The organism is Oryzomonas rubra, from assembly GCF_008369015.1.
GTDB classification, from domain to species: Bacteria; Desulfobacterota; Desulfuromonadia; order Geobacterales; family Pseudopelobacteraceae; genus Oryzomonas; species Oryzomonas japonica.
Genome location: NZ_SRSD01000005.1, coordinates 57,905 through 78,696 on the forward strand (window position 1 = coordinate 57,905; position 20,792 = coordinate 78,696).

Below are 20,792 nucleotides of genomic sequence, written 5' to 3' on the forward strand. Positions count from 1 at the left end.
TACTGCTTTTATTGGCGAAAAGAATAAGGTATACAGGGAACCATTACAGATTGAAGCGAGGTATGAACCCATGGGTAAAACCACAGCGGAAAAGATCTTTGAGGCGCACCTGGTCGAGGAGCCCTTCCCCGGCACCAAGGTGCTGAAACTGGACGTGGTGCTGTGCCACGAAATCACCACCCCCATCGCCATCGACGACCTGATACGGCGCGGCAAGGACCGGGTCTTCGACCCGTCCAGGATCAAGGCCGTCATCGACCACGTCACCCCCAGCAAGGACAGCAAGACCGCCACCCAGGCCAAGATCCTGCGCGACTGGGCCCGTCGCCACGCTATCCGCGACTTCTTCGATATCGGCGCAAACGGCGTCTGCCATGCCCTGTTCCCGGAAAAAGGCTTTATCCGCCCCGGCAACACGGTCATCATGGGCGACTCCCATACCTGCACCCACGGCGCGTTCGGCGCCTTTGCCGCGGGCATCGGCACCACCGACCTGGAGGTCGGCATCCTGAAAGGGGTCTGCGCCTTCCGCCAGCCCAAGACCATCAAGTTCAACGTCACCGGCACCCTGCCCAAGGGGGTCTACGCCAAGGACGTCATCCTGCACATCATCGGGAAGATCGGCGTCAACGGCGCCACGGACCGGGTGATGGAATTCCACGGCGACACCATCAGTGCCATGACCATGGAGTCCCGCATGACCCTGTGCAACATGGCCATCGAGGCGGGCGGCACCTCCGGCATCTGCCAGCCCGATGCGACCACCGTGGAGTTCCTCTGGCCCTTCATTCAGGAAGAATTCGCCTCCAAGGAGGCCGCGCTGGCCGAATATTCCAAGTGGGCCGCCGATGCCGACGCAGAGTACGACCAGGTGATCGAAATCGACGTCGCCACGCTCCAGCCGATCTCCACCTTCGGCTATAAACCGGATCAGGTCAAGTTCGTGGCCGACCTGCCGGACACGCCGCTCGACCAGGTCTACCTCGGTTCCTGCACCAACGGCCGCCTGGAAGACCTGCGCATCGCGGCACACGTGCTGAAGGGGAAACGGATCGCCCCCACGGTGCGCGGCATCCTCTCCCCCGCCACGCCGAAGATCTATCAGGAGGCCCTGCACGAAGGGCTGATCGACATCTTCATGGAGGCCGGGTTCTGCATCACCAACCCCACCTGCGGCGCCTGCCTCGGGATGAGCAACGGCGTCCTGGCCGAGGGCGAGGTCTGCGCCTCCACCACCAACCGTAACTTCATGGGGCGCATGGGCAAGGGGGGCATGGTGCACCTCATGTCGCCGGCCACCGCGGCGGCCTCGGCCATCGAAGGCAAGATCGCCGACCCGAGGAAGTACCTGTAAGGGCACAGAAGAAAACCTGCCACAGAGACACGAAGAAAAAAGAAACCGTGAATAGGTGAAAGGTGAATAGTGAAAGGTACAAACCACGAAGCCGCCAACTGCTCACTTTTCACTGCTCACTATTCACTATTCACCTTTCACGTTATGTTAAAAGGAGTTGACCATATGAAGACATTCGGAGGCCCGGCCCTCTTCCTCGACCGTTCCGACATCAATACCGACGAGATCATCCCGGCCAAGTACCTGACCGAGATCACCAAGGAAGACCTGAAACCCTACATACTTGAAGACCTGAAGCTGCCCGGCTTCGACCCCAAGGGGCCGCGAACGAAATCGGCCCGGGTGGTCGTCTCCCGCGCCAATTTCGGCTGCGGCTCGTCCCGGGAGCATGCCCCCTGGGTGTTCGAGGTCAACGGCATCACCGCCGTGATCGCCGAGTCCTTTGCCCGCATCTTCCGCCAAAACATGTTCAATTGCGGCATGGCCGCCATCGAGCTGCCCAAGGCGGAACTGGACCAGGTCTTCTCCCACGCCAACGACGCTGACGCCGCCATCAGCATCGACATCGAGGCCCAGAGCCTGACCATGAGCGGCGGCGGCAAGCAGAAGACCTTCAGTTTCAGCCTGTCACCGTTCGACAAGGCCCTGGTGCTGGCCGGCGGCTGGGTCGATTACGCCGACAAGAACTACTGATCCAGCGCCACAATGTTCCCCACAACGCAAAAAGCCCCGCCGAAAGCGGGGCTTTTTTACGACAGAAACGCAGAACGCCCTGTTAACAGGCTGTTGAAAAACTCAGGTTGTTCAAAAATAGTCAGATCGCCGCACCCGCAGAAAGCCCCGCGGAGGCGTAGCAGCGCTACGCCGCACAAAAGGGCTTTCGAGGACGGCGGCGAGATGGCTGTTTTTCAACAACCTCTTAGAACTGCTTGCTCACCCCCAGGTGAAAGGCCACATCCGGTGCGGTGGCAACCGCCACATCCTCGGAAACGCCGATGTCGAGCCGGTAATCGCCGGGGAGCTTGATCGCCCCGCCCGAAACCAGCATCAAAGACGGCTTGGAGAGTTCGTCCAGGGAACTTCCCCGGTAGAAGGCCGTATGGGCGTTGAGCTGGAACTTGAAGGATACCCGCGACCATGGTCCCCACCCCAGGCCGACGGTGCCAAAGCCGACCAGGTGCTGCTGCTGGTCGCGCAGCACATCCCCATCGCTCATGGCCATCCCCCCCAGGGAGCCGAAGACGCCCAGGGCCCCCCATTCGGTGAAGTTGTTCATGCTGCCGCACAGGGCCAGGGTGGCATCGGTGCTGCCGCTGCCCCGCAGGGAATTGCTGTCGCCGCTGGGCAGCTTGAGGGAGGCCCGCAGGGCCAGGCTGTCGTGGGACTCGCCATCCCGGGCCTCGTAGAGTTGCATCCCACCCGTCAGGCTGATATCGCCGAGGCCGGAATCGGCGTGGTCCATCTTGAGCTTCTGTACGCCGTCCTTGGTATAGCTGAAGAGCAGGCGGCCCTTCGGGGCGCTGTCCCGCCCCCCCTGGGGCAGGCCGAAAAACTTGTGCCATTCGACGATGAAGCTGTCCAGAAAGCCGCCGCCGTAGAGCACATAGGGGATCTCAAGGCCCGCATCGAAACGTCCGCCGAAACCATGGCGGGCCGCCAGGGTCCACCGGTAGGATTCGCCGTCCAGATGGATCTGCTCCCGGGACGTGGAACTGACGGTGTAGTCGCTGGCGACATCCTGCACAAGGCTGACAACGGTCTTCCCGGAAGGGGCGACCGTAGCCTCCGACTGTGCGGGAAGTCCGAAGATCTGTACCAGCGGGCTCTGGTTGACGGTGCGGAAGGGGGTGATCTCCATATCTTCTGCCGCCGCCGGACCGGCCATGGCGAGCAGGAGGAGCAGGGATACCGGCAGCATCCTATTCATAGCGGACCGCCTCCTCAGCTTCACCTGCTTCGGCGCCCGCCTCGCCGCGGTGCAGGTCGATCACGCGCGTCAAAACAGTGACAGCCCCCAGGATCTTCCGGGTTTCTACGGTATTGGCCGAGATCATGTCGTCCACCTTGCACACGGCTTCTACCGCCTTTTCCGCGACGACCAACTGGCGGTAAACGTTTTCCTTCAGCCCCTTGGTCCGCTCGTTGTGCTCGATGACGCCCTGCAGATACAGGCGGTTCTCCTTGGCCTGCTCCTGGGCCGTCATATTGATGCGATGGGCCAGATCCCGCATGTGCTCCAGATTTCTGACGATCAGGTTGGCCCCATCCTGTTGGTTCTCCGTGCTCAGGGTGATCTGCTGGACCCGTTCGAGGTTCTTCTCGGCCTCTTCGGTGATGCGCTGGATGCCGACCGTCTGCTCCGCCGCTTCGGCGGCAATCCGTGCCACCATGTGGGAGGCCTCGTCGGCGCTCTTCTCGATCTTCACCAGTGCTTCGTTGGCCAGAGAGGATATCTTCACCCCCTCCTTGACCTTGTCTTTTCCCTGGGTCACCGATCGCTGCACCGCGGCGGTTTCCTTCTGGATATTGCGCACCAACTCCTCGATTTCGCGCGTGGAGGCCGATGTGCGGGAGGCAAGGGAACGGACCTCCTCGGCGACAACGGCAAACGCCCGCCCCCGCACGCCGGCCTGGGCGGCAATGATCGAGGCGTTCAGGGAGAGGAGCTTGGTCTGCTCCACCACCTCCTGGATGACGTTGAGGAACTCGCCCACACGGGCCGAATGCCGTGAGAGTCGGTTGATGGCATCGAAGGACTCCACGTTGCTCTTTTCAATCTCCTGCATTGCCCGCAGCGTGGCGGCCATGTTCCGCAAGCCGCTCTGGGCCTGCTCGCGGACGTTTTCGGACGCCAGGGCGCCGCGCTCGGCATTGTTGCGCACCTTGGCCTGGGAAACGCTGATCTGGTTGATGGAGGACACGGTTTCTTCGGTCGAGGCGGACAGGCCACGGATGTTGTCGGCGATCTCCCTGATGGCGCGGACCATCTGCTCGATGGAGCTGGAGGTTTCGATGACAAAACTGGAGTACTGATTGATATTGTCGGCAATACCGTCGGTGGTCGTACTCATCTTGGTTGACAGGGTTTCCTGCTCGGCGCTGCGCCCCGACAGTTCGTCGATATCGCCGATAACCGTGGCAAAGGCGCCGTCCATGCTCTCCATGGCGGCCACGGCATCGCGCACCTGGACAAGCTCCTTCTCGTCGCTGATCGACAGGCTATGCATGACGACCTTGAGGTTTTCCTCCGCCGCAACGATCTGGGCCAGAAGCTGCCGATGCTCGCGCAGCCGTGCGTCCAGCACCTCCATGATAAAGCCGCTACGGGACAGAAGGGATCTCAGGTCGTCGTTTTCTTCCACATAGCCGGATAACTCACCGGACAAACCGAGCTTTTCCACCATGGCGAGTTGTTCGAGACGGGCGGCGGCAACGCCCCTGACAAAGATCCTGGCACACGCCAGCGAACTAAAGAGCGCCGTCACAACGACAGCGGCACTGGCCGGGATACCGCCGCCTCCGGCCACCATCAGGCCGCCCGCCGCCACGATCGCTATAACCAGCGAAACGGCCACCATCTTGCTGTTGAGTGCCGACAAGCTTGCCTGCCGTTCGTTTGCCATACATGACCACCCTTGCGAAACGATGTGAAGTTCACCGTTTTTATCATGCCGACCACGGGCTGTCAACGAATGAGGGGCAAACAATATCTTTAATTTCAAAGACATGGAATAAAATCAACTCCGTGCGCCCGCACTGCCGGACAAGCCGGCGGGGAGACATCAGCAATGCTTGATTTTTTTGCTCGCCAGTGCGATACTGACAAAATTATTTACCGAAATGTTTTAGGAGGATCACATGTTTGGATTTGGCATGCCCGAACTGATAATCATATTAGTCATCGTTCTGGTCGTATTCGGTGCAGGGAAACTTCCTGAAATCGGGGGCGCACTGGGCAAGAGCATCCGCAATTTCAAAAAAGCGTCCGAAGGGAAGGACGAGATCGAGATCAAGCCCAAGAAGGACGGCGAGGACGACAAAAAAGCCTGATTGGGTTTTGTCAATCCAGGATGAATTACCAAGGGGGAAAGGCGCGATGCCTTTCCCCCTTTTTTTCACTCCCCATGGGGAGACAGGGCTACGACGCCAGGTATTCGCTGATCTTCTCCGCCAGCGTGCTGTAGATCCGGCGGCACTCGTTCTCGTCCTTCTCCAGCAGTGTGACGCGGAAGCCCTGCAACGGGGTGGAGAACGAGGAGAGCGGCACGACGCAGATACCGGTTGCCGCGAGGATGTGGTAGACGAAACGCTTGTCCGGGGAGACGCCGGGCTGGTTGACCAGGCCGTTCACCAAGTCGCGCACCTCGCTGTTGGCGATGGGGATCGACTGGCGGTTGGTCAAGAGCCCCGCCTTGAACGCCACGGCCATGTAGAATGCGCCGTTGGTGCGGTTGACCTGGAGTTGAGGTACCTCTTTGAGAAAATCGTAGGTGATGTTGCTCATCTTCTCGTAGCTGGCGATGCGCTCCGCCAGGTATCCGGCGTAGCCGGGATGCTGCATGATGGCGGGAATGACGGTCTGGGGCAGGGTCGTGGAGCAGACCTCGTTCATCTTGCTGGTCAGGATCAGGTTGACGTACTTCTGGAACTGCGGGTCGTCGTGACCGTTATACACCTCGATCCAGCCGCAACGCGAACCTGGCCAGGGGAATTCCTTGGAGATTCCCCGCAACGAGATGGCCGGGACGTCGCCGATCACATCGCTGATGGGAACGGCGGTTTCGCCGTTATACACGATGTTCGTGTAGACCTCGTCGGCAATGATGAACAGGTTGTGCTCTTTGGCCACCGCCACGATCTCGCGCAGCGTCTTCTCGGTATAGACCATGCCGGTGGGATTGTCGGGGTTGATGATCATGATGGCGCAGATATTGGGATTATACTTGATATGGTTGCGCAGGTCATCCAGGTCGGGGTACCAATTCTCCTCGGGTTTGAGTCGGAAAAGGGCCGGGGCGGCATGGGCATGGCCGATCTCCCCCAGGGTATGGGTCGTGTAGGAGGGGGACGGCATCAGCACGCGGGCCTCGGGGCGCAGACAGCCATAGATCTTGGCAATGGCATCCCCCAGGCCGTTGAAGAAGATGATGTCCTCCGGGGTGATCTGGGCCCCCCCGCGACGGTTGGTCATGTCGCAGATGAACTCGCGGGTTTCCAGTACGCCGCGGGTGTGGCAATACCCCCAGGTGGCGTCGTCCGCGGCCGCATTGGCCACGATCTCCTTCATCCAGCCAGGGATGACCTCCCCTTTGACGATCGGATCGCCGATATTCTCCCAGTTGATCTTCACGCCGTACTTTTGCAGTTTTTCAGCCACGTTGACAATATTGCGGATCTCGTAGGTCAACTCCCCCGTTCCGGGGCTTACCAGATCGATACGCATAGCCGTCTCCTCTCACTATATAGATGCATGCACCCTATCTTTTCCGCTATTCCCCCGCCGGACCGGAAACGGAGCGGCGAGAGCGGCGTAAAAACAAAAAAGCCGCGGGCTTCTCTGCCCACGGCTGGTAAAGGTATTCTGATCATACAATGATCACCGGGCAGAACTCACTCCAGCGGCGTCGTTCGCCGCGGCGCTGATAGCTCGTGCTGCTGCAATGGCGGTAATCATCGTAGTAAACATAGGTTTTTTTCTATACCACATCCGGCATGTCGGCGTCAATGTTTTTGTGAGCCGGGGTCCATCCCCACGGAGATCAGCAGCCGGCCATCCTCGTCTCGCCAGCGCAGCCAGCCGAGCGTACTCTGGTCCGGCATGGCCAGCGCCCAGTCGCCGTCCAGCTTGACAACCCTGAACGACTGCTTCGCCAATGCCGGCAGCGCCAAGGGCATCTTGCCCGGCTGCCGGAATATCTGGTAATACTGCTTACGCAGGCCGGGCAGCAACCGGCACGGCTTCCCTTTCAGCAAGGTGTTCCACGGCTGAACCTCACCCCGGTGCCGCGGTTCCAGCCACCCCAGGCGGCCCGCATCGTCATAGGCCACCCGCAGCCACTCCCCCTTACGGGCCGTCACGATCAGCGGCACCCCGGAAGTGTTTCCCGTGAAGAGCCACTCGTAGGGGGGCGTCCGGCCGCTGTCCAGGACCCCGATACGCTGGACGGCCGGTTCCTCGTACAGGTAAAGCGGCTCCTGCTGAACGCTGCTCTCGCCATGTTCCACCGTCAGGAGCAGAACGCCGATGCCGCTGTACGGGCGCATCGGCTGCTGGGAAACCGCCGGTGCGGCCATCAGGAACAGCAGGGTGATCGCCAGTGCGTAAATCTTCATCGCCATGACCGCCTCACCCCTGAAAGAGTTCTCTCAGCCGCTCCAGGTACGCCGTTGCTCCGGGCTCATCATCGCCAGGCGCCCACGCCGCCTTCTCGCCATCGCCGAGCGGCAGGTAGGGCCCTGCCTTGGCCTCGTAGAAGACCGTTCCCGGCTCGAGGCTCACCGCCGTATGATAGGTGCCGGAGGGGATGTCGGCGGCAAGGTTGCCCTGTTCCCGCGAGAGCAGAACCGTTTCCGCAACAGCCCCGTCGTCGGCAAACGTGACAATGCCCAGCTTGCCGTTCATCAGGATGAAGGCCTCATCCTTTTCCGGGTCCAGGTGACGGTGGGGGCGAATGTACGAGGCCGGTTCAACGGCATTCAGGAGGCGATGGCAACGAGATTCGTCGCAGTGATGGATGTTGTGATTCTTGCGCAGACGGGGGGAGGTGCAGGCTTGTTCGGAAAGCTGGCGCAACAGGTCGGTGGTTACTATCTTCATCTATCCCATTCTCCATGATTTACAAGGCGGGCAATCCGCCGCAGCGACGGGGGCGACGAAGAAGCCGGTCAACAGGAATGAAGGGGATAAACGGGATAAAGAAATCACCCGGCTTATCCCCTCAACCTTGTTGCATGCCGCGTTTTTTATCTTGCGCCTCAGCGACGGTTTTAAGAACGATGGATCAGCGATCCACCAGGGCCAACTGGTTTCCGTCAAAATCGGCGACCACCGCCATCTTGCCCCACGGGCTCGACTCCAGCGGTTCCACGAAGGTAACGCCGCCGACCCGCAGGGATTCGCACAGCGCCTCGATCCCCTCAACCCGCAGGGTGATGCCGGTATGGCGTCCCACCAGCCTGCGGGCATCTTCGTGAAGCGCCAACGATACGCCGAGGGTGGTCGGCGTGCCGGGAAAGAACTCCATCACCATCTCGCTCTGCCCGGCAACCGGCAGGCCGAGCAGTTCGGCATAGAACCTCTTGGCCTTGGCCAGGTCGGTGACGAAGATAACCACGTTTTTCATCGATACGGTCATGAAAACTCCTGAAGAAGATCGTGAATGGTGAATAGTGAAATGTTAAATATGAAAAGCGAATAGTGAGGGGTTGGCGGCTTCGGGGTTTTCACTATTCACTATTCACTATTCACTTTTTTCTTCGTGTCTCTGTGGCTCAGTGGCACACGCTTTTTCCGGGATGAATGGCAACTAAGCCGCCTTTTGCGACAGCCGGTGTACGCACTCGACCATATGGATGGCGTTCTCGGGGGGGACCGTCGGCAGAATGCCGTGTCCCAGGTTGAAGATATGCCCCGACCGGCCGGCGTTTTCGTCCAGAACCCGCTTGACCTCCGCCTCGATGACCTCCTTCGGCGCGTAGAGCACGGTGGGGTCCAGGTTTCCCTGCACCGCCATCCCCTGGCCGAGCAGATCGCGCGCCGTGCCCAGATTGACGTGCCAATCCAGCCCCATCACGTCGCCGCCGGCCTTCTTGACCGAGTCCAGCATGGCGCCGGCACCCTTGACGAAGTGGATCACCGGCGTCTCCATCCGGTTGAGGCCGTTAATCAGCTTGGTGGTATAGGGGAGGACATAGGTCTCGTAATCCGACGGCGCCAGGATCCCGCCCCAGGTGTCGAAGATCTGGATGGCCTGGGCTCCGGCCTTGATCTGGGCGTTGAGATATTCCATGTCCATCATGGTGATCTTTTCCATGAGAGCGGCATAGACATCGGGCGCAGAGTACATCATGCGCTTGATCTGGGCGAAATCCTTGGAGCCTTTGCCTTCCACCATGTAGCAGGCCAGGGTAAAGGGAGCGCCGCCGAAACCGATCAACGGCACCTTGTTGGCCAGTTCACGACGGAGGATCTTGATGGTCTCCAGAACATAGGGCACGTCCTGCTCCATCTCCGGGATGCGGAGCTGGTCCACGTCGGCCATGCTTCTGATGGGGTGTTCGAAAACCGGTCCCGGCACGAAATCCAGCTTCATCCCCATCGGTTCCACAGGTGTGAGAATATCGGAAAACATGATGGCGGCGTCAACGCCCAGGATATCCACCGGTTGAATGCTCACCTCGGCCGCAAGCTCCGGGGTTTTGCACAACTCAAGGAAGGTGCATTTCGAGCGCACCGCCATGTATTCCGGCAGGTAGCGGCCCGCTTGGCGCATCAGCCAGACCGGCGTACGGTCCACCGGTTTACCCCAACAAGCATCGAGAAAACGTGTGTTCATATCATCTCCCAGGACGTGATAGCTGCATGTAAAATAGCAAAATAGAGGGGGATTTTAGTTCGACACCACCGGAAAAGTCAAATCAATTTGAGGTCCGGCCAACGCCGGGGCTCACCAAACGACGCCGTCACTCCACCAGAAAGGCATGGCCATCCAGTTCCACCCGGTCGCCGGGACGGAGCTTACGGCCCCGGCGCAATTCCACGGCACCGTTTACCCGCACATGCCCCTCCCCAATGATCAGCTTTGCCTCTCCGCCGGAACCTACGACATTGACCGCCTTGAGAAAACTGTCCAGCTTGATATGCTCGCTCGTAATCTGAAACGACATGTATCCCTTTCTTTCGCTTCGGGCCGGGCGCCCGGCAGACCCTCCGGCGAGAAACAGCCGAAACCCTCTTGGAGCACTTTCACGAAAACCTGCCGACAGGTATAATGTATCGGCGTTGTCGGCGCACGACATACCATACCGTGGTTTTTGCAAAGAGTACAGTATCAATCGCCCTGCCCGGGACGTAAAAAGGCTGCGCGGCATTTCGCCGCACAGCCTTTCTTTTCGCGCTACATCCGGGTTGCAGACATCCTGCCACTACCCCTTTTAACCGCCGCTGTTTTCAATGATCAGTTCGAATTGCCTGTTGTAATCATTTACCTGATCTTGAAGCTTTTTCAACTCTTCCGGCGTGTACACATCCGTTCCCCGGCCGATTTCAGCATTCAGTCGATCAATCCGTTCCTGAATAGAGTCAACGTCTTTCCCACAGTTCATTGCGACCAGCAGACATTCATCCTTCGTCCCTTCCTGCGCCTGCGGAACCTGCGACTCCATTGATCCCATATTTCCTTCATCGGCAAGGATCGGCACAGCCGAAAAGAGCATAGATGCCGCGATTACCGTCATCGTTCTTGCTATGCTGTTCATGGCTTACCTCCTCTGAATTTTTGGTACTACTTTATGGTTGTATAGTACCCAATCCAATTTTAAATGTAAATGATTTTGATTATTATTTTCAATTAACCCAATCAAAACCACCTACTGACTAACGTGCCGCCCCTCCCCTACCGCTTGCTGCCATTGCAGTAGAAGCATTGACGCCCCACGAACATCCGCCAGTGGAGCCCTCGCCAATTATTCAGTATACTCTTACTAATTATTTAAAAATAGACTATTATTTAAACTTATTAATGTTATAGTAATATTAGCAGCAAAGCAGTACAAACCAGGCAAAGGAGGCTTACTAATCTATGAAAGACACTCCGCCGTGCTGGTTCCCGAAATAGAAGGCGCACGTGGCCCGATGGCAGTACGCATCGGGAAACCGCTTGAAAAGCAAACAAAGAGACACAAAAGAAAAGAAGCCCACCGAACGACTTGGTGGGCTTTTCATATGCACGAGAACTGCCCGCGCAAAAACAGAGAGAGCCACGTCACGTGACATGGCTCTCTCTATTTGAACTGCTGAAAAGTGAATTACTTGGCAGCAGGAGCAGCTTCAACAGCAGGAGCGGCTTCTTTCTTTTCGGCTTTCTTTGCTTTTTTGGCTTTCTTTGCTTTTTTGGCTTTTTTCACTTCTTTTTTGGCAGCAGGAGCGGCTTTTTCAGCAGGAGCAGCAGGAGCGGCCGGAGCAGCAGCGTCAGCAGCGAAAACAACAGCAGAGAAAGACAGGGCAACGATTGCGGCTACGATAGTGGAAAGAACTTTTTTCATTTTGAATCTCCTTGGTCGAAGGTGTGTTGATGCGATGCCAAGTACAATGCAGAACTGGTGCCAATATAAATATTTTTACATATTGCTGTAATTACATGGTATTTCCATTGAGCCACCAAACGCTCGACACAAATGCACCTCGTATAAGCCCGCCACTACCTTGAATGAGGTACTGGAAGGATGTGGTGGCTTCAGCCGTGTGGCACTTGGTGCAGATCTTTGCGATATGCCGGGGGACTTGTTGGCAACGGCAGGCGCCGAGGCCGCCAGGCTGATACCGACAGCCGTGGCGGCGACGAACGCACTGGGGAGAAGAGGCTTTGCAGTCATGTGACGCGAGGTGGTTAGTCTAACATCCTGCCGTTTTCTTGAAGATCTTGCTGCTATTCTTGCCGCCTGCCTTCTCGAACTTGCAGCGGATCTCATCACCCTCGACGATGCGTTTGTCCTTGAACTTGTCGAGGGTCAGGTCGTCGGTAATGATGATGGTCACGCTTTCCCCGCTTTTGCCGTCCTTGAGGGTTGCCGTAGCTGACTTGCCGTCTGCTGCCATTTCGATCTTGGAGATGACGCCGACCATCTTGACCTCTTCCGCGCTGGCGGTTGTAACGACTGCCAGGGAGGTGAACACCAACAAGGCCGCCATAACGACGGCAGAGAGAATCTTTTTCATGTGCTTGCTCCTTTTTTACGGTGTAAGTGTATTTTTTCTCCGCCCCCCGGCGGGAGGCGGAGAGGATTCAAACCGGTAAAAAACCGGAGGAGCGGGAGGCACGGTTCCACTCCCCCGGCGTACTGCCCGCATCACGAAAGCGGACACTTGAAACCTGCTAGAAATGCACCTCGAAGGTCGCATACACGTTGTGCGCGTATTCCAGCGGGGTGGTGGTCATCATCTGCCCCTTTACCTCGGAGATCTTGACCGGTGCGCCGACCCAGTTGTTGCTGCCAGTGTATTCGAAGTCATAGAACTGGTAGCCGAGGCGGAAGAAGGTCTTGCTGAAGTAGGAAGAGATCGGTTTCAGGTTCAACTCCTGGATGACGTACCCTTCATACACGTTGCCGCGGGTTCCGACCTTTGAGGTCCACATGTCGTCGGCGGCAGGGGCAAAGGTAATCCAGTCCTTGGAGCCGTGGTTGTACTCGAAGCCCAGCTTGGTCTTGGACGGCAGGTCGTACCGGACGCCGGCGGATACGGCCCAGCCGGTCTTGCTGGTCGGAGCTTCCGGATTGAAGAAAGCGCCGGTCATGAGGCCCTGGAAGCCGAATTGAGAGGAAACATTGCTGTTGGGATGGGTTACGCTCAGGGCCGCGTCGGTGAAGAAGTTCAGATCGCCCGGGCCGACCTTCTTGAGCGTGCTCATGGCACCGGCGCCCCACCAGTCGATATCGCCCAGGTTGGTTTTCGGAGCGGTGTTACCGAAGTAGGTGTTGCTCATGCTCGGGGCGTCGAAAATATTGAAACCGCGGTTCCACTGCAGCCAGACGCGCAGCGGGTCGGTGTCGACCGGGATCACGGCGATGCCGAGCATATCGGTATCGGCGACGGAGTTGGTGGGGGTCGAACGGAAGCCGCTTTCAAAGCCGCGGCCATAGCACACCTTGGCATAGGCGCCGGGAAGCATTTCGATGTCCGGGGCATAGCCGAGGGTCATACCGTCAAAGGCGTAATCCACCAGGAGCGACGGGGTGCCGCCATTGCCGGGGCGTTCGTTGTTGAGGCGCAGGTTGCTGGGGGCGCCATTGGTGGAGGGACGACGGCCAACCGAAAACCAAAGCGGCTGATCGGCGATATTGCTCCAGGTGGCGTAGGCCCGGTCCACATCCAGGTAGCTGCTGGAGGGAACATGGCCGAGGGTGCCGTCGAACACGCCGACGCGGTCGGCAAAATAGGGGGCAGAGTTACCGTTGGTGATGGCTTGATCATCCTGGGCGCCGAATACCTTGTACATGACGAGTCGGGTATTGACGGTAACATCCTGGGTGGCCTTGGCATGGAGGTCCAGGCCGAGCCTGTTGGTGTAGAGGGTGGCGTTCTCCGGCTTATAGGAGGGGACCTGTACGGCAAAGTTTTGCAGGGAACCCAACAGGGCCTGATTAGCACCCAGAAACGCATTGGCCTGATTATACGTCTTTACCTGTGCCATCTGTTGTGAAAACGTCATCATCTGGGAAAGGGCCCCAGCCCACTGGGCTGCGGAATAACCATTAACAGGAGCCCCCGAAGCGCTTGCTGAGAAAAAGTTCGACTGCATCTGGTTTTGGGCGTTGCTGAAGGTGGCGTTCACATCGGTAAACGGTTTGGTGCGGCCACTCAGGTAATCGTACCTGAAACGGTAATCCCCGCCGATGGTCAGCCATCTGCCGATGGATTTGTCCTCCACCTTCTTGACCGAGCCCTTCAGGGTTTCAATCTCCTTGTACAGTTTGTCGACCTTTTGCAGCAGTTCCTCATCGGCGGCCTGCGCCGATAGGGGAAGACTCATCCCCGCAATCAACCCGACCAAAAGCATGGACAGTATTCTGTTCTTCACGGTCTCCTCCTTTTTTTGTTTATTCTGACGGCATGCGACCTGCCGCCGTTTTCCCGTTCCAATGTTGTTTTACGGCCAGTTTCGCCATTTCCTCCTTTCCGGACGTCTGACCACCTTGAATTTAATTTTTACCATACAACATCATATTATCGTAATAATAAAATATTTCTTTAAGTGTATATATAAAAAGTTGAATTAAGCAAGAAAAATGCCCATAATGTGGATGTGTTTTCAACATATCGTAACATGCTGATATTTGATATTAACTATGGCACAGCTTCTGCAGTCTGCATATCATTGCCGGGCAATGTCCCGTGAAAACACTGCGCGTTTTCCCCGGTTTCAGTGAAATCACCGGTGCCCTATCCATAACTTGTCGAGGGAGGTACGTAATGAGCACGTCGACAATCCGTTTGGTGTTTATGTTCTGCATCTGCATCCTTGCCCCCGTAATCGCTTGGCCGTTGGACAGTTGCCGGGAGTGCCACGAGGACGGCCAGACGATGAAGAAGCTGGGGTATCCCGGTTTTACGGTCACCCAGGGTGAGGTGGAAACACAAAGCGGCATGCCGGCCACCTGCAGCGATTGCCATCGGGGCAACCCGTCCGCCCGCGTGCCGGGCGAGGCCCATCGGGGCATGGGCCGCCTCATGCCGGTGGCTCGAAAAGGTTTCTCCGTCATGACCTCCCCCCGCAGCTACCCGTTGGAATTCGGCACCAATCCTGCTGTCCACCTGATCATCAGTACCGACAAAGAGGGAAAGAAGGTGAGGGATGCCTCGGTTACCGCGATCCTGTACCATGACAAGCGGGGTGACACCCTGTCGCAGAATTTCGCCATGATGGAGCAAACCTGCGGCGCCTGCCACAAAAGGGAATTTGCCGAGTTCAGCCGCAGCACCATGGCGCAGAACGGCAAACAGAGCCAGTACAAGGGGTGGCTTGACGAACAGCGCGGACCGCACAACTGCGGGCCGTGGTTTGAGGGGAACGTAACGGCGATGCGGGGCGCAACGGCCCAGCCATTCAGCGACCAAGCCGCTACTTTGGGACAGAAGAGTTGCAGCGTCTGCCATGTGGGGTGCCTTGACTGCCACTACGCCCCCCAGCTCAAAAGCGGGACCGATCCGACCAAAGGTATGCACACCTTTGTGAAGACCCCCTCGCCGGAGAGCTGTTACGGCAACGGCCGCAGTTCGGTCTGCCATGCCGGGCCCGAGGACCGGCGCCGCGGCGCGGGATATTTCGGCGGCAGCTTCTCCTTCCCCGAGGGGGGAACGCCGGATGTCCACGTGGCCGCCAAGGTCGGCTGTCTCGATTGCCACGAAAGCACCAAAAGCAACCCCGCCATCGGCCACGCCATGGTCAGGCGCCAGGCCCAGCACTCCTGCGCCCGCTGTCACGGGGAGATCGTCAGAAACCATGCCGCCTCCCTGCACAAAAACCTGACCTGCGAAGCCTGCCATATCCGCAACGTGGGGGGCTACCAGGGAACCTACTGGGGGCCGGGCAAACTGGCCGGCGCAGCAACCCCCTATTTCAAGTTCAAGGCCTACTACGGGACCATGGCCGAGCCTTTTTTGATCAAAGACCAGAAGGGACGCTGGATCCCGGTCAAACCGTTTCCCATGGCGGTCATGAACCAAACTTCGTCTCCCTTCAAGCCGGGGCTGCACTGGCGCTTCCCCGCCGACCTTCCCGACCTGAAACGCACAGATGACGCTTGGGCCTATGTGGGGCTCTTCGACAGCCTGCCGGAGAACAACAAAGCCCTGCTCTGGATCCAGTTGGACAAGATGTCCCACAAGTACGGCCCCGGCCGCGGCTGCGACTCCTGCCACGGCGACCCCCAGGGGGTGCAGCGGCAGCAGGTTGCCTGGGAGTACAACGACCCCGGCGCGCTGCCGTTCAACGGCAGCCATGAGGTGGTAGCCGACAAGAGCGGCCTGTTCATCCGCGCCATCCGCTCAGAAAAGATCGAACTTGAACCGGGCTACACCATGTCGGCCCTTGCCCCTTGGGTCTATCTGAAGGACGCGTGGCAGGTAAAGGGGGATTTTTCCCTCCCTCCCCTCAGGGACCGGAAGGGATATGCCGCGTTGAAGAGCGTTCCTATGGGCCCCGGAAAGCACCACATCATCCACTAGATAATTATATATAAATTTATATTGACATATATATTGTATTTTGTATATTTATAAAAATTTCTGTCTCGGAGGGGATCATGAATCTAAATTTGTTGGCAACGGCGGCATTACTGTGTGGGCTATCCGGCATCGTCCAGGCGGCGGAGCATCCCGGACGCGATTACATCGAGAAAAACGGATACAAAGGCCCGGGGACCTGTGAAGAGTGCCATCAGGGGACCGCACACAAGTTTCTTGAAACGGTCCACTGGAAACACGCTTCAAAGGTTGACAATGTGGACAATCTGGAAGCGGGCAAAGAATATGGGATGAAAAACCGCATCTACACCATGTGCAACGGTAACGACATCGTCAACAACCTGAAAGAGATCCCGATGAACGCCGCCGGCAAGACCAAGTATACGGGGTGTAACACCTGCCATCCGGGGAACCACGTGAGTGATGTCGGGAGCACGGGACCCGAGGCAGAGGCGGCCATCGACTGTCTGATCTGTCATTCGTCGGCCTACGACTTCAGCAACCGCAAGCCGTACAAGGATGACAAAGGGCGGATCGTCATGGGGCAGGACCGCAGCACCAAGGCGGCGCTGGCCATTGCCAAGCCCAAGGTCAAAAACTGCATGGTCTGCCACGAAGCGGCCGGCGGTGGCGTCTACATCAAGCGCGGCTTCGCCTTTAACGCGGCGAACGATGTGCACGCCGCAAAAAGGATGGAATGCTCGGACTGTCATAAGGCCAAGGACCACCGTTTCCCCACCGGCTACGACCCCAACAACTGGGCCAATGACGGTACCCGGTTGACCTGCACCACCTCCGGCTGCCACCCGGAGCGCCCCCACAAGGATGACGCCTACAACCGCCATACGGCGCGGATCGCCTGCCAGACCTGCCACATCCCCAGGACCGGCGGGGCGAGTGCCAAGGACTTTACCAAGTGGGAAAAGCAGGCCAACGGGTTCTACGAGCCCTCAACCTTGAAGAAGGAGGCCAACGAAACGATCCCGGTGTACGCGTGGTACAACAGGACCGTCCGGAACGAGCCCCATTTCATCGGCCCCAAGGGGAGTCGGGGGGACGCGGCCAGCAAGATCTACCCCTTCAAGATCTTCCAGGGTAAGGCCTATTACGACAAATTGACCGGCAAACTGCTTGCCATGGACTTTGCCCAGCCCATGGCCAACGGCGATACCCTGGCCGGGGTAGCCTCGGCGGCCAAGACCCTGGGGATAAAGAAGTACCAGGCGGAGCCGGGCTGGCAAACCATCTACTTCTCCAGCAGTCACCTCGTGACGAAGACAAAGGCCCTCAGTTGCGAGAATTGCCATATCGTCAACGGCGTGTTGAACTTCCGTGCCCTCGGTTACAACGAGGCGGAAGTTGCGAAGCTCACCTCACCGGAATTGTATCTGGAAAAGATGCTCAAAAAACAACGCGAGAGTGATGATTTTTAGGACGGAACGGTATCCCGTGAAACATGCGGAGGAGACGTTGTAACAGGGGTAGGCGGGGCGTGGTGCGCCCCGCTGATCCCATGGTTCACCACCGTTTTCCCGGAGAAGGCCCTGAGCCCCCGTGCGACGCACCAATGCGCAGGGGAATCAGGGCTTTTTTTTATTCGGCCACAACATCGGGCAGAGGTGGAGACCCAATTTTTTAGCCGGTTCATTCGAAAACGGTTTGGCATGGGGCTCAAGGCGGCAAAAATGGGGAAACATTGTGCAAATCCTTGTTGCGGTTGACTTCTGCCGCGCCCAGTGTCATGTTTTGCCATCCTTCATTTGTGTGATGCACCGGACCCCCCAGGCGATGAGGCTGCTTGGGGGGTTTCCTATTGTGGGAAAGACTCTGATCGTAGCGAGGCCGCATCTCTGTGACCATTACTCAACTTGTAGAACTGATCCGGCATATAGAGGAAGAACACAACTTTTTCAATCGAAAGCCTGGGCAGCGGGTGGTGAAACAGATAACCCCGCACATCAATACGCGTGGCGCCGGCAGGGTGATTGCGGTGGATTTACAGGGTTACGGCTGGGACAAGGTCTTTGCTCCCGGGAAAGGCCATAAGGAGTTGCCCGTTTCGATGTACCATTCGATCATGGATTTTCTGGACACCCCCGTGGAGGACCGCTGAAATTTCAGCTTCTGAAATGCGGGATGACCAAGCGCGGCAACCACTCATTGACGATATAGGATACTGTGCTCAAAACGCTGCTTCGTTATTCTCATGCATGTCCTGTGGCATGTTTCATCTCTCTTCCTTCACTTGTGTTTGGATGCACCAGCCCCCAGGGGGATACCCGTCCCGAGGGGCCGTCTCTTTTCTGCTGAAAGCAGGCACCTGCAGGCCGTTCCCTTGCCCCGCTCGCGGTAACTCCCCATGACACCCTCCCCGCCTTACGACGTCCAACACGACGGCCATTCCCTCGCCACGACAGGTGAGCTTTGTGGAAAAGACCGGATCGATGACTTCCAATAGAGAGCGTTATCCACCCCATACCGCAGCCAGTATCCGCAACTACCGGCTAGATATATGAACCGCCAACGAAGCCTTCGTCCAGCCAGCTGCGAGATAACCTGGTTTACTCTCTTCAAAAACGGCACATTAGCCCACAAACCCAATGGTGGAGCGAGTGCGACAAAATAACTCTTGCAGACAAAACTGTGTATTGTTATTGTGTATTCAAACGAACGTTCGATGCACAGACATATCACACGAGTCCGCGACCCTTGTGGGAACGGGCCATCATTGAGCCGTAGAAAGCAACCATTACACCATAAGGAGAATGAAGGAAGATGTCAGAATTGCTCAAGAGAATCAGAAAAACCAATCTCCACTCCCGGATCAAAAAGGTCGAGGATGTTATTCCCCTGTTCAAAACCGGCATGAACATTGGCTGGTCCGGTTTTACCCCCGCCGGCTACCCCAAGATGGTGCCGATCGCCCTGGCAGATCATGTGGAGAAAAACGGGTTGCAGGGCAAACTGAAATTCAACCTGTTCATCGGCGCCTCGGTCGGCACCGAGACGGAGGACCGCTGGGCCTCCCTGGACATGATCGACCGCCGCTGGCCCTACCAGACCGGCAAGAATATCCAGGCCGGCATCAATGAAGGGCGCATCCGCATGGGGGACAAACATCTCTCCATGTTTGCCCAGGACCTGGGGTATGGCTTCTACACCAAGGATAACGGCGGGCGCCTGGATATCGCCGTCATCGAGTGCTCCGCCATCACGGAAAACGGCGGGCTGGTGCTGACCGCCTCCTGCGGCGCCGTGCCGGAGATCGTGCAGATCGCCGACAAGATCATCATAGAGATCAACACCTCCATACCGAGCTTTGAAGGACTGCACGATATCATCGAGCCGGTGAACCCGCCCCACCGGCAACCGTATCTCATCAGCCGGGTCGATGACCGGGCCGGTTCCCCGTACGTGCGGGTGGATACGGACCGGATCGTGGCCATCATCGAATCGGATCGCCCCGACAACGGCCGTTCCTTCAGCGAGCAGGACGAGACCTCGGAGGCCATCGCGGCCCACATCATCGACTTCTTCTCCCATGAGGTGAAGATGGGGCGCCTGCCCAAGAACCTGCTGCCGCTCCAGTCCGGGGTCGGCTCCATCGCCAATGCGGTTATCGGCGGACTCGCGAAAGGACCATTCACCGGTTTGAATGTCTGGACCGAGGTGTTGCAGGACACCATGCTCGACCTCTTTGATTCAGGGAAACTGGATTTCGCCTCGACGGTTTCACTTTCCTATTCGGTTGACGGTTTCAAACGTTTTTACGAGAACTGGGACAAGTACAGCAACAAGGTACTGATGCGTCCCCTTTCCATTGCCAACCATCCCGAGCCGATCCGCCGTCTGGGGTGCATTGCCATGAATACCCCGGTCGAGTTCGACATCTATGCCCATGCAAACTCCACCCTCGTGGGGGGCTCCAGGATGATCAACGGTATCGGCGGTTCCGGAGATTTCCTCCGCAACGCCTACCTCTCCATCATGCACACGCCGTCGGCAAGGCCGACCAAGACCGACCGGACCGGCATCACCTGCGTTGTGCCCCATGTGCCCCATGTGGACCATACGGAGCACGACCTGGATGTGCTGGTGACAGAGCAGGGGCTGGCCGACCTGCGTGGTCTGGACCCGAAAAGCAGGGCACAGCTCATCATCGACAAATGCGCCCATCCCGATTACAAGCCTCTGCTCCAGGAATATTTTGACGTGGCAAAGAAAGAGTGCCTGGCACGCAAGACGGGCCACGAACCGCAGATGCTCGATCGGGTTTTCAAGATGCAGGTCAATCTGGCAAAAAATGGTACCATGAAGATCGACAACTGGGATATCTGAACCCGGCCACACGACAGAAGCCCCATGGCGCGGTAAAAAGGCCACGTGGGCTGGAAAAACCATGGAATTCCGCTTTACGTACCTCATGGGCCGGTAGCTACAGGATCGGGCTACCGGCCCGACATATCTCGAGCAGAT

Annotated in this window: 19 protein-coding genes; 7 read left to right on the forward strand and 12 right to left on the reverse strand. The window is 57.9% G+C overall.

From position 1 onward, the window contains the following. Positions 1-70 precede the first annotated feature (70 nt). Positions 71-1,354, forward strand: coding sequence for a 3-isopropylmalate dehydratase large subunit (locus ET418_RS09235; RefSeq protein ID WP_149307323.1), 1,284 nt, complete (start codon positions 71-73; stop codon positions 1,352-1,354). A gap of 165 nt (positions 1,355-1,519) precedes the next feature. Then, entirely contained in the window at positions 1,520-2,047 is a 528-nt protein-coding gene (locus tag ET418_RS09240; protein WP_149307324.1) for a 3-isopropylmalate dehydratase small subunit, read from the forward strand. Positions 2,048-2,273: 226 nt separating this feature from the next. On the opposite strand, the gene ET418_RS09245 is transcribed toward ET418_RS09240, so the two are convergent. Beyond that, a complete protein-coding gene (locus ET418_RS09245; RefSeq protein WP_149307325.1) occupies positions 2,274-3,281 on the reverse strand; it encodes a DUF3187 family protein in 1,008 nt (335 codons plus the stop codon). Continuing rightward, positions 3,274-4,977: a methyl-accepting chemotaxis protein gene (locus tag ET418_RS09250; protein ID WP_188055451.1), complete on the reverse strand. Its 1,704-nt coding sequence runs from the start codon at positions 4,975-4,977 to the stop codon at positions 3,274-3,276. The genes ET418_RS09245 and ET418_RS09250 overlap by 8 nt, the downstream gene beginning before the upstream one ends. A gap of 235 nt (positions 4,978-5,212) precedes the next feature. Between ET418_RS09250 and ET418_RS09255 the strand changes: the two genes are divergently transcribed. Next, complete coding sequence (locus tag ET418_RS09255; protein ID WP_149307327.1) at positions 5,213-5,404, forward strand: twin-arginine translocase TatA/TatE family subunit; 192 nt, start codon at positions 5,213-5,215, stop codon at positions 5,402-5,404. Positions 5,405-5,492: 88 nt separating this feature from the next. On the opposite strand, the gene ET418_RS09260 is transcribed toward ET418_RS09255, so the two are convergent. The 10 genes from ET418_RS09260 to ET418_RS09305 all read right to left on the reverse strand — a co-directional run bounded on the left by ET418_RS09260 (position 5,493) and on the right by ET418_RS09305 (position 14,130). Further along, positions 5,493-6,797 (reverse strand): pyridoxal phosphate-dependent aminotransferase, encoded by a 1,305-nt coding sequence (locus ET418_RS09260; RefSeq protein WP_149307328.1) that lies wholly within the window; start codon positions 6,795-6,797, stop codon positions 5,493-5,495. Positions 6,798-7,075: 278 nt separating this feature from the next. Then, a complete protein-coding gene (locus tag ET418_RS09265) occupies positions 7,076-7,693 on the reverse strand; it encodes a hypothetical protein (RefSeq protein ID WP_149307329.1) in 618 nt (205 codons plus the stop codon). A gap of 7 nt (positions 7,694-7,700) precedes the next feature. Further along, positions 7,701-8,171, reverse strand: a complete 471-nt coding sequence (locus tag ET418_RS09270; RefSeq protein ID WP_149307330.1) for a WbuC family cupin fold metalloprotein — start codon at positions 8,169-8,171, stop codon at positions 7,701-7,703. A 184-nt stretch (positions 8,172-8,355) separates the two neighbouring features. Then, entirely contained in the window at positions 8,356-8,709 is a 354-nt protein-coding gene (locus tag ET418_RS09275; RefSeq protein WP_149307331.1) for a VOC family protein, read from the reverse strand. 171 nt (positions 8,710-8,880) lie between these two features. Next, positions 8,881-9,909 (reverse strand): uroporphyrinogen decarboxylase, encoded by a 1,029-nt coding sequence (hemE, locus tag ET418_RS09280; protein ID WP_149307332.1) that lies wholly within the window; start codon positions 9,907-9,909, stop codon positions 8,881-8,883. A gap of 127 nt (positions 9,910-10,036) precedes the next feature. Beyond that, positions 10,037-10,240, reverse strand: coding sequence for an RNA-binding S4 domain-containing protein (locus ET418_RS09285; RefSeq protein ID WP_149307333.1), 204 nt, complete (start codon positions 10,238-10,240; stop codon positions 10,037-10,039). Between the two features lie 267 nt (positions 10,241-10,507). Further along, complete coding sequence (locus tag ET418_RS09290; protein WP_149307334.1) at positions 10,508-10,831, reverse strand: hypothetical protein; 324 nt, start codon at positions 10,829-10,831, stop codon at positions 10,508-10,510. Positions 10,832-11,380: 549 nt separating this feature from the next. Then, positions 11,381-11,617: a hypothetical protein gene (locus ET418_RS09295; RefSeq protein WP_149307335.1), complete on the reverse strand. Its 237-nt coding sequence runs from the start codon at positions 11,615-11,617 to the stop codon at positions 11,381-11,383. A gap of 349 nt (positions 11,618-11,966) precedes the next feature. Next, positions 11,967-12,290 (reverse strand): hypothetical protein, encoded by a 324-nt coding sequence (locus ET418_RS09300; protein ID WP_149307336.1) that lies wholly within the window; start codon positions 12,288-12,290, stop codon positions 11,967-11,969. Positions 12,291-12,447: 157 nt separating this feature from the next. Continuing rightward, positions 12,448-14,130: a DUF3373 domain-containing protein gene (locus tag ET418_RS09305; RefSeq protein WP_149307577.1), complete on the reverse strand. Its 1,683-nt coding sequence runs from the start codon at positions 14,128-14,130 to the stop codon at positions 12,448-12,450. A 413-nt stretch (positions 14,131-14,543) separates the two neighbouring features. Between ET418_RS09305 and ET418_RS09310 the strand changes: the two genes are divergently transcribed. The 4 genes from ET418_RS09310 to ET418_RS09320 all read left to right on the forward strand — a co-directional run bounded on the left by ET418_RS09310 (position 14,544) and on the right by ET418_RS09320 (position 20,654). After that, on the forward strand, positions 14,544-16,298 hold the full coding sequence (locus tag ET418_RS09310) for a cytochrome c3 family protein (RefSeq protein WP_149307337.1): 1,755 nt from the start codon (positions 14,544-14,546) through the stop codon (positions 16,296-16,298). Between the two features lie 77 nt (positions 16,299-16,375). After that, positions 16,376-17,749, forward strand: coding sequence for a cytochrome C (locus ET418_RS09315; RefSeq protein WP_149307338.1), 1,374 nt, complete (start codon positions 16,376-16,378; stop codon positions 17,747-17,749). Between the two features lie 419 nt (positions 17,750-18,168). Continuing rightward, positions 18,169-18,429 carry a hypothetical protein gene (locus ET418_RS18135; protein ID WP_218043385.1) on the forward strand — a complete coding sequence of 87 codons (261 nt, stop codon included), beginning with the start codon at positions 18,169-18,171 and terminating at the stop codon, positions 18,427-18,429. A gap of 662 nt (positions 18,430-19,091) precedes the next feature. Further along, positions 19,092-20,654 (forward strand): acetyl-CoA hydrolase/transferase C-terminal domain-containing protein, encoded by a 1,563-nt coding sequence (locus tag ET418_RS09320; protein ID WP_149307339.1) that lies wholly within the window; start codon positions 19,092-19,094, stop codon positions 20,652-20,654. The last annotated feature ends 138 nt before the right edge of the window (positions 20,655-20,792 follow it).

Coding starts and splice junctions, on each gene's coding strand:
- ET418_RS09305 (WP_149307577.1), bottom strand. CDS start 14,130: ATGCTTTTGGTCGGGTTGATTGCGGGGATGAGTCTTCCCCTATCGGCG.
- ET418_RS09315 (WP_149307338.1), top strand. CDS start 16,376: ATGAATCTAAATTTGTTGGCAACGGCGGCATTACTGTGTGGGCTATCC.
- ET418_RS09240 (WP_149307324.1), top strand. CDS start 1,520: ATGAAGACATTCGGAGGCCCGGCCCTCTTCCTCGACCGTTCCGACATC.
- ET418_RS09320 (WP_149307339.1), top strand. CDS start 19,092: ATGTCAGAATTGCTCAAGAGAATCAGAAAAACCAATCTCCACTCCCGG.
- ET418_RS09295 (WP_149307335.1), bottom strand. CDS start 11,617: ATGAAAAAAGTTCTTTCCACTATCGTAGCCGCAATCGTTGCCCTGTCT.
- ET418_RS09290 (WP_149307334.1), bottom strand. CDS start 10,831: ATGAACAGCATAGCAAGAACGATGACGGTAATCGCGGCATCTATGCTC.
- hemE (WP_149307332.1), bottom strand. CDS start 9,909: ATGAACACACGTTTTCTCGATGCTTGTTGGGGTAAACCGGTGGACCGT.
- ET418_RS09300 (WP_149307336.1), bottom strand. CDS start 12,290: ATGAAAAAGATTCTCTCTGCCGTCGTTATGGCGGCCTTGTTGGTGTTC.
- ET418_RS09245 (WP_149307325.1), bottom strand. CDS start 3,281: ATGAATAGGATGCTGCCGGTATCCCTGCTCCTCCTGCTCGCCATGGCC.
- ET418_RS09285 (WP_149307333.1), bottom strand. CDS start 10,240: ATGTCGTTTCAGATTACGAGCGAGCATATCAAGCTGGACAGTTTTCTC.
- ET418_RS09265 (WP_149307329.1), bottom strand. CDS start 7,693: ATGGCGATGAAGATTTACGCACTGGCGATCACCCTGCTGTTCCTGATG.
- ET418_RS09310 (WP_149307337.1), top strand. CDS start 14,544: ATGAGCACGTCGACAATCCGTTTGGTGTTTATGTTCTGCATCTGCATC.
- ET418_RS09275 (WP_149307331.1), bottom strand. CDS start 8,709: ATGACCGTATCGATGAAAAACGTGGTTATCTTCGTCACCGACCTGGCC.
- ET418_RS09250 (WP_188055451.1), bottom strand. CDS start 4,977: ATGGCAAACGAACGGCAGGCAAGCTTGTCGGCACTCAACAGCAAGATG.
- ET418_RS09255 (WP_149307327.1), top strand. CDS start 5,213: ATGTTTGGATTTGGCATGCCCGAACTGATAATCATATTAGTCATCGTT.
- ET418_RS09270 (WP_149307330.1), bottom strand. CDS start 8,171: ATGAAGATAGTAACCACCGACCTGTTGCGCCAGCTTTCCGAACAAGCC.
- ET418_RS09260 (WP_149307328.1), bottom strand. CDS start 6,797: ATGCGTATCGATCTGGTAAGCCCCGGAACGGGGGAGTTGACCTACGAG.
- ET418_RS09235 (WP_149307323.1), top strand. CDS start 71: ATGGGTAAAACCACAGCGGAAAAGATCTTTGAGGCGCACCTGGTCGAG.